This window comes from Nitrososphaera sp. AFS, assembly GCF_009898475.1.
Lineage (GTDB): Archaea > Thermoproteota > Nitrososphaeria > Nitrososphaerales > Nitrososphaeraceae > Nitrosopolaris.
On record NZ_QURE01000147.1, the window covers coordinates 1 to 7180 of the forward strand.

Annotated in this window: 7 protein-coding genes and 2 pseudogenes; 4 read left to right on the top strand and 5 right to left on the bottom strand. The window is 35.4% G+C overall.

Annotated features, from left to right (window positions below):
* Both DYY65_RS11810 and DYY65_RS11815 read left to right on the top strand, forming a co-directional pair.
* Positions 1-198: pseudogene (locus DYY65_RS11810) on the top strand (hypothetical protein); the annotation flags it as partial.
* Between the two features lie 47 nt (positions 199-245).
* Entirely contained in the window at positions 246-977 is a 732-nt protein-coding gene (locus DYY65_RS11815; protein ID WP_162478157.1) for a DUF2334 domain-containing protein, read from the top strand.
* A 447-nt stretch (positions 978-1424) separates the two neighbouring features.
* Here DYY65_RS11815 and DYY65_RS11820 read toward each other — a convergent pair whose 3' ends face one another.
* On the bottom strand, positions 1425-1715 hold the full coding sequence (locus tag DYY65_RS11820) for a hypothetical protein (RefSeq protein ID WP_162478158.1): 291 nt from the start codon (positions 1713-1715) through the stop codon (positions 1425-1427).
* A 197-nt stretch (positions 1716-1912) separates the two neighbouring features.
* Entirely contained in the window at positions 1913-2095 is a 183-nt protein-coding gene (locus tag DYY65_RS11825) for a hypothetical protein (RefSeq protein WP_162478159.1), read from the bottom strand.
* Between the two features lie 333 nt (positions 2096-2428).
* Between DYY65_RS11825 and DYY65_RS11830 the strand changes: the two genes are divergently transcribed.
* A complete protein-coding gene (locus DYY65_RS11830) occupies positions 2429-4027 on the top strand; it encodes a sensor histidine kinase (RefSeq protein WP_162478160.1) in 1599 nt (532 codons plus the stop codon).
* A 67-nt stretch (positions 4028-4094) separates the two neighbouring features.
* The gene (locus tag DYY65_RS11835; protein ID WP_370519362.1) at positions 4095-4238 is read left to right on the top strand and encodes a sensor histidine kinase; all 144 of its coding nucleotides are present in this window, start codon (positions 4095-4097) and stop codon (positions 4236-4238) included.
* Positions 4239-4336: 98 nt separating this feature from the next.
* Here the strand turns inward: DYY65_RS11835 and DYY65_RS12650 are convergent, their stop codons facing one another.
* From DYY65_RS12650 to DYY65_RS11845, 3 genes and pseudogenes are all read right to left on the bottom strand, one after another.
* Positions 4337-4516, bottom strand: coding sequence for a hypothetical protein (locus DYY65_RS12650; protein ID WP_236561826.1), 180 nt, complete (start codon positions 4514-4516; stop codon positions 4337-4339).
* Between the two features lie 598 nt (positions 4517-5114).
* Complete coding sequence (locus DYY65_RS11840; RefSeq protein WP_162478161.1) at positions 5115-6497, bottom strand: ATP-binding protein; 1383 nt, start codon at positions 6495-6497, stop codon at positions 5115-5117.
* A gap of 83 nt (positions 6498-6580) precedes the next feature.
* Positions 6581-7180 (bottom strand): annotated as a pseudogene (locus tag DYY65_RS11845) (hypothetical protein); the annotation flags it as partial.

A 7180-nucleotide genomic window follows, 5' to 3' on the forward strand; every position in this document is an offset into this window, starting at 1 on the left:
AATCTGTCAAGTGAGCACCTTGATTTGAGCAAATATTCTGATACGTACACAAAGGAATTAGAAAAGCTGATAGACTCCAAAGTCAAGGGCAAGCCCATAGTAGAGAAGCCTATGGAAAAGATGCAAGAAACTCAAGACCTTGTAGCGGCTCTAAAGGCTAGTCTGCAGCAAAAAACCAAAGTTAGGACTAAGAGATAAAAATAGGAGTTTTAAAAACGTTTGCTGGGTGGTAGATGACCAATCAATTGTCTTCAACAAAACTGGCCGTCGTAACTTTGCACGATGCTGCACCTAGGTTCTCAAAGAGGGTGTTTGAATATATGGACACATTCGATAATTTAAAAATAAAATTTAATGTTGGACTAGTTCCATTTTTACGTCATACAGAGGACCTTCCCCGATATCCTGAATTTGTAGATAAGCTCAAATCGTACAATCGATGCGAAGTAGCGTTACATGGCCTTTATCATGAGGATAGAAATGGTCACATGGATGATTTTCACACCATAACTAAAGCTAGAGCCGAGGAAGAGCTACGCGCAGCTCTTGAAATATTTCAAGAGGTAGGACTAAGAACTGAGGTATTTGTGCCGCCACAATGGAAGCTTGGAAATGGTTGTAAGGAAGTGTTGAAAAAGCTAAAATTTAGTTTGGCTGAAATCCAGGAAGAATTCTTGTTGCTCTCTGTAGAGCCTTCAAGAAAGATTAAAGCTCCAAAGGTTCTAAGCTGGGACCTTACTGGCCATCCAGCTCAAAATGTGATGAGAATTGGTACTGAAAACAGGCGTTTCAGATTCTTAGACGGCGCAAAACGTAAACATAAAATGATCAGGATTGCTTTGCATCCACGTGACCCACATAAAGCAATTAATGATCAACTGACAATGATAAGCGAATTAAGAAATGAAGGCTATAGATTCTTGCGATATAGAGATCTTTTATTGAAACTGCAGGATGCTAGATATACTCTTAATTAATCAGAATTTAGGTTGTTATAGTACGATTTCTGCGTCCTGCAATTTATGAAGTTCCATTCCTGCTCCTACTGTAACGGGTCCATCACTTCGTGGTCCATTTTCGCTTTGACTGAACGACTTGGATATAGTAGACGGATTGAAGCAGTTGCTAATACGTACGAAATGTCATTATTTGTTATTGAGATTACGTCTTGAAATTTATTTGCTTTTGAGTATTTTTAGCAAAGCTTTCTATTCCAGATAAATTGTTACTTATGTGCCTAATGATGGGCGGGGGTGTGAGGAGGCTGTGAAAGCATCACCCGGTATAAGATTGGTCATTTACTGCGGTTTCTGCAGCTATTTCAAGGCCTATTGCTTCACCTATCTTTTTTTGTAGTTTTTCTTTCTAAAGTCATTGCTAGTATCTGTATTTACTATTCTATTCTGTTATGATGGAGTCTAGGTCTAAGCGCCTGCAGTTCCTTTAGTCATACCACTTGTTCTAGCTTTTTCCTTTGCTTCTTCTGAATTTGAAGTTGTTCCTTGCTTGTCAGTAATCTTTTCTGTCATTTCTCTTTTCACAGCTGTTGATTCATGTTCTTTTATTTTGGCAGCAGACATTGGTTCATTAGCTTCATATTGTTTTGTAGAATCATATCCTGTTTCTTCAGTATCTTTTGAGCCTACAACAGTCTCCTTAGTTTTATCCGTGGCACCTTTTAGTTTATCTTTTAGTTTTCCTGCAATCTTACTCATGTCCTACTTTTATATATGGACATTAAACAATTTAAATGTCTATGTATAATCTTACTTAAAATGAAAATATTGAGACATTTTTGTGTATTCTTTTTATTTATCAGAAGTTTTTTGGTTAAGATCATATTATTATCGTAAAGTATGGTTACCATGCCAAAGAATGCATTGGAGTATAGATTATCTCACCTGCAACTTCTCTACTCATTTCGATTTGTACCTTTCTGGACATGTACATAGTTATCGGATATTTCTTTAATTTCACCTAGGTCTTTTCCATCGTTGGTTTTGACATTCTTGCCCTTGAGAGTTTTCCATAAAGTTGTAGGTCCAGCTTTTTTGTTATTATCAGATGTACATATCACTACTGCATGATGTGGCATTAGACATATAATCTGATAAGAGGTTGCGTTAGTAATTAAGTTAAGATAATGCAGCCGTATAATGTATTCACACTTGCGTGCTTTTTTATTGTCTTTGGGTTCATTCTCTTCCTTTTTGAATCCTTCTTTGAATATCGTGGCTGCGAAGAAATAGTGTGATTACTAAATTCAAATTCAAGTCATCTACATAGTTAGGAATGCATGTGGGTAGTACAGTAAGAAGAATAGAATACCTGCAAATGAAATGACTATTGTGCTTTCTGTTAATATGTACTGTTAATATGGCAATCAATATATTACACTTTATCAGAATGCGAGAGATAATGATAAGTATTGGCATTTCTTAAAACTGATAATTTTAAAGGAATAAGGACAAAAGGAATTATTGCAGTCATAGTAATAGCTGCTGTATCCTATGGCTTATTCTTTTATCTACAAAACATTACTGAGAGTAATATTCGAAATAGCCTATTCGCGCAGCAAGAACAACGCCAATCAGATTCTACGAAGGCCATTTCAAACCACATTAACTCTGACTTTGATTCAATAATATCAAGACTTCAGGGATTGGCAAATTCGATATACTTGCAGCAAGGAGATTTATCTAGTAATAAAACCAATGAATTAATGAAAGAAATTTTTGTTCCTCTGAGTACTTCCATTGGAGTTGATAGACTAGCTATTTTGAACGAAAATGGTAAGTCAGTAAATGCATTGGCGATAAAGGGGGAGCGAATATTCACAGGAACAAACTTTTCAGTTAGAAGCTGGATAAGACAGACAAAAAGTACACTTGCACCAGTATTTTCTGGTGGTTATGAGGGAGCAGACGATAAACTAAGAGTGGCGCTGACGTATCCTATAGTAAATAGGGAAACAGGAAAATACATGGGATTGGTAGCAGCGCTAGTCCAGACTGTAGAATTCTTCCAACATTATGGAAACATTTACAACATAAACTCGCAATATCTAGCAGTACTAGACAGTAATTCGATACAATTAATTCACCCAGTAAAAAGATTTGTGGGAACATCTTTTTTTGGATCTTATACTCAGCAGCTTACAGGACATAATGCAGTTCTAAATAATTTAATACGGACAGTCATGTCGGGTAAACCAGATTCGGCAGTCTATGACTTTATAAACGGTCAGCGACTGAATACTGGATACCCCATCTTTGAAGGAGGAAGACCCGCATTTTCTGTTTTTGTGATTACACCTACATCTACTGTATTTTCTCAGATAGACAATGTTATATTCACCGAAAGAATAGAGATGTTTTCTCTTTTAGCAGGTATTACTGTTGCTGTAGCAATCGTAATACTATTATTAAGTAAATGGAGCCAAAGCCTAGAAAGAGAAGTAAAAGAAAGAACAAAACAATTAGATGAATCCAATCTGCATCTTGAAGATGTTAAACAAAAGCTAGAATTACATAACAAAGCACAGCAGGAGTTCATTAATGTAGCTGCTCATGAATTGCGAACCCCCATACAGCCGATACTGAGTGCTACAGACGTCCTTCTGCCAAAAGCTACTGATCCTCATCAGCGTGATTTACTTGCTATCACTGCTAGAAATGCAAGAAGACTACAAAGGCTCTCAGACAATATACTAGATGTAACCAGAATTGAAAGCGGAACACTGGATTTAATCAAGGAACGTTTTGATTTGATTCCAGAAATAAAAGGCGTCATTAAGGATATACAATCCCAAAATCCTGCAGCAAGAGAGATTCAAATAACGTTCTCTAATTATGATAATCTGAAATCACCTGTTAACATAAATGCAGACAGGATTAGAATTTATCAGGTTATTTCTAACCTTTTAACAAATTCTATTAAATTTACAAACGATGGAGGTCCTATATCAATATCTGTAGAAAAAAAAAAGAGCAGATGGTACCTGAAAAGAAGAAAGAAGGTGTTATAGTTGTTAGCATTAGAGATTCTGGTATTGGTATACCTTCAGAGTTAATGGATACACTGTTCTAAAATTTGTGTCCAAATCAAATACCGGCACAGGACTTGGATTGTTCATATCCAGGAAAATAATTGAAGCTCATGGCGGCTCAATATGGGCTGAGAATAATACAGATGGGAAAGGTGCTACATTTTCATTTAGTATTCCTTTGAGTAGTTAGCTAATAGAGGCTGGGGCGTAATTTCACGATTATATTTTGAGCAATTTCTGTTGAAAATTCGATATAAAGCCCTAGACGTTATATGTGTTGGTGACAAACTATCTATCTGACTTTATTTGCTTCCACGTTTCTTTTAGCGATCTTCTAAAGTTCCTCATCCATTGTAACCATCCTGTCCACTCAATATCATTGAGAACTTTCTCACATTGCAAATGCATGAGAACATTTCCGCATGACATACGAGGAAAATACCAACTCTCTTGATGTTTCTTGATCATATCACTTTTGCCATTGATGGATCATTCATTAGTCATAGAGAACTCTGATTTGTTGGTCAATCGATATACCCCTTTAATTGCATCTTTGAGAAATACGCCTTAAGTACCGTTATGCCTATAGTTCCATTTATTTGCGCTAAACTAAGCGTATTAAAAAATCCTAAATCAACGATGGCTACATCATACTTATAATCCAAACTGTGCTAATTGCTAAATGTTGCTACATTTTATCGTTAAATGTAATGTAATATAACATACAAATCAGTAGTGCAATTTGTTTGTTCAACAGAGCAAAATTAGATCTGCAATTACTAGAAAAACAGCATTGTAGACTGGCATTCTCACTCTCAGTGTATAAGAGTAACATCACTTGTATGCAATTGATAAAAACCATAACAAATGATTTACTGAATCAAAATAGGGCCAAAACTCAATACGTACAAGTACAAAATTATTTATATTCCATTTTAATCTTATTCAATTCAAAAAAAGTTTTTCAGGATCTTTACAATTAGAAAGCTCATATTAAAAACAGCAGATAGTGTTTTAGTGCGAGAATTCATAATTTGCTTTATTTTATCATTTCAAATACATCAAGTCATAAACCCATTGGTATCTTGAAGCTAAATGTGGCGCCTTTACCATTTTTGTTATTCGCAGCCCATATCATGCCGCTATGAGCTTCAATAATACCCTTTGAGATAAACAACCCTAGTCCTGTTCCTGAGAAGGACTTTGTAGCAAACTTTGAAAATAATTCAGGTAGTATATCAGGATCTATTCCGCTGCCAGTATCTTGTATACTCACGGTGATCTGATTATCTCTGCTATTGTAACTGTTATTGTCTCGGTCTATTCTCGTTGAAATAGCAATAGTACCTTCTTTTGTAAATTCAATTGCATTGCTTAGCAGGTTAGAAATAACTTGTATTAATTCTGCGTTCATTATTATGTCTTGAGGTTGGTATATTAGCTGAACCTTCTTACTATCAATTTTCTTACTTGACATTATGTCATCCATAGCATTGCTTATTACTTCATTCAGATCAAGTTGTTCTTTTCTTAATTCTAGCGTATTGCTTTCAATCTTTGTAACATCTAAAATGTCATCTGAAAGGCGATTTAGTCTCTTGGCATTTCTGTTAATAGTCTCGATAAGGTCAACATACTGTTCGATATTTCCTGTCTTGGAAAGAAGAATTTGTGATAAACCTAATATGGGTTGAATAGGGGTTCTCAATTCATGAGCTGCCACATTAACAAACATCTTTTGAGCCTTATCATGAAGCTTCAATACTTCATGTGCTTTTTTAATCTCTTGATATAATTCAGTTTGACTCCACAAACTTTCAAAAATAGCAACATAAGATAAAACACCTGCTTTGCTATTGGAATAGGTAGATAGACCTATAGCTTCATCAAAAGTTGTTTTTGAGTCATCTCTTAACTCCATCACAAGTGATTCTTTTCTATCTACTACCAGAATGGTGGCTTTAGTACCTAACATTTGCTCTATATGCCTTGTCTGGACCTTATCATGGTGGTCGATAGACATATTCAAAGTCTCTTCAGTCAATTCGCTTGCAACATGTGGCATCAATATTCTAACCTTTACATCGCGCTCTATTGCTGCCGTTTCAGCTAATTCTACTGCTCCTATCTTATGCTGGCGAGAAAAAGCATTTGCGGTAGGAAATATAAATAATATTTCTTTTGTGGCTTCTTTTACAAGTTCCAAGTATACCCCTTTGGCTCTAGAAACATTTTGAAATACTTCGATATCTGCTATATCGGCACCTTCTTCAATATCTTTAATTCTTTGAGCTGCGTCAGTTCCATTTTTCCATAATTCTTCGAAAATTGAATTATAATGATTTATGTAAATCGGGTCATTGCTAGCCAAAAGGCTTTGCATCATTTTACCATTTTCCATTTTATCTATAGTGGCATGAAAATAGTTATCGTCAACAGCGAATTTCATCGGTGTTAGATTTTTTAAGTGTCTTATTTGTACTCCAGCAACTAGGAATATCTTGACTAGTTCTTTGTTATCTTTGTCAACAGTTAATATCCATCGTATTCCTTCTCCCTCTCCACTTCTGTATTTATCAAGTATCTTTCAAAGAAGTTGCTATGTATTAGCTGCATACCACCAGTTGATGAACAAATTTTTCTTTTAGATGCATTTCCAATAACATATCTCATATGATCATATATCTCATCTGGATCTTCTAATAGTCTTGTTCCTGTGTGTCCTATTCCTTCTTCAATTTCTCTAAATCGTTTGATTGCTGGGATTGCTTTATTCCACAGAGTATCAAAGATATAATTCTGCTGCTCCACTATTTCTCTGACGTTACTATAGATAAGTTGAGATGCTATATGTGTGTCACTATGAGTATCGTTATTATTATCGTGCGAGACTGCTGGCGCAAGATATTCCTTCTCACTCACCATAAAATTACCCTTGATTCCATCTAAATGACGCACTTCAGAAATTCTCATTAGTTCTTTACAATATGGGATATTTTCAGACATGATTTCAGTAATGTATTTCAGCTTTACACCCCTATCCGTAGCATCCAGAAATGACTTTTTTATTGATCCAATCCCAAGGGCTAATTCTGGGCGTGAATGGTCCATGCATGTATTAACTTTGAGGTT

Excerpts from the sequence above, each read along its gene's own strand:
- DYY65_RS11840 (WP_162478161.1), bottom strand. The coding sequence starts at position 6,497 with ATGAAATTCGCTGTTGACGATAACTATTTTCATGCCACTATAGATAAA.
- DYY65_RS11820 (WP_162478158.1), bottom strand. The coding sequence starts at position 1,715 with ATGAGTAAGATTGCAGGAAAACTAAAAGATAAACTAAAAGGTGCCACG.
- DYY65_RS11825 (WP_162478159.1), bottom strand. The coding sequence starts at position 2,095 with ATGCCACATCATGCAGTAGTGATATGTACATCTGATAATAACAAAAAA.
- DYY65_RS12650 (WP_236561826.1), bottom strand. The coding sequence starts at position 4,516 with ATGATCAAGAAACATCAAGAGAGTTGGTATTTTCCTCGTATGTCATGC.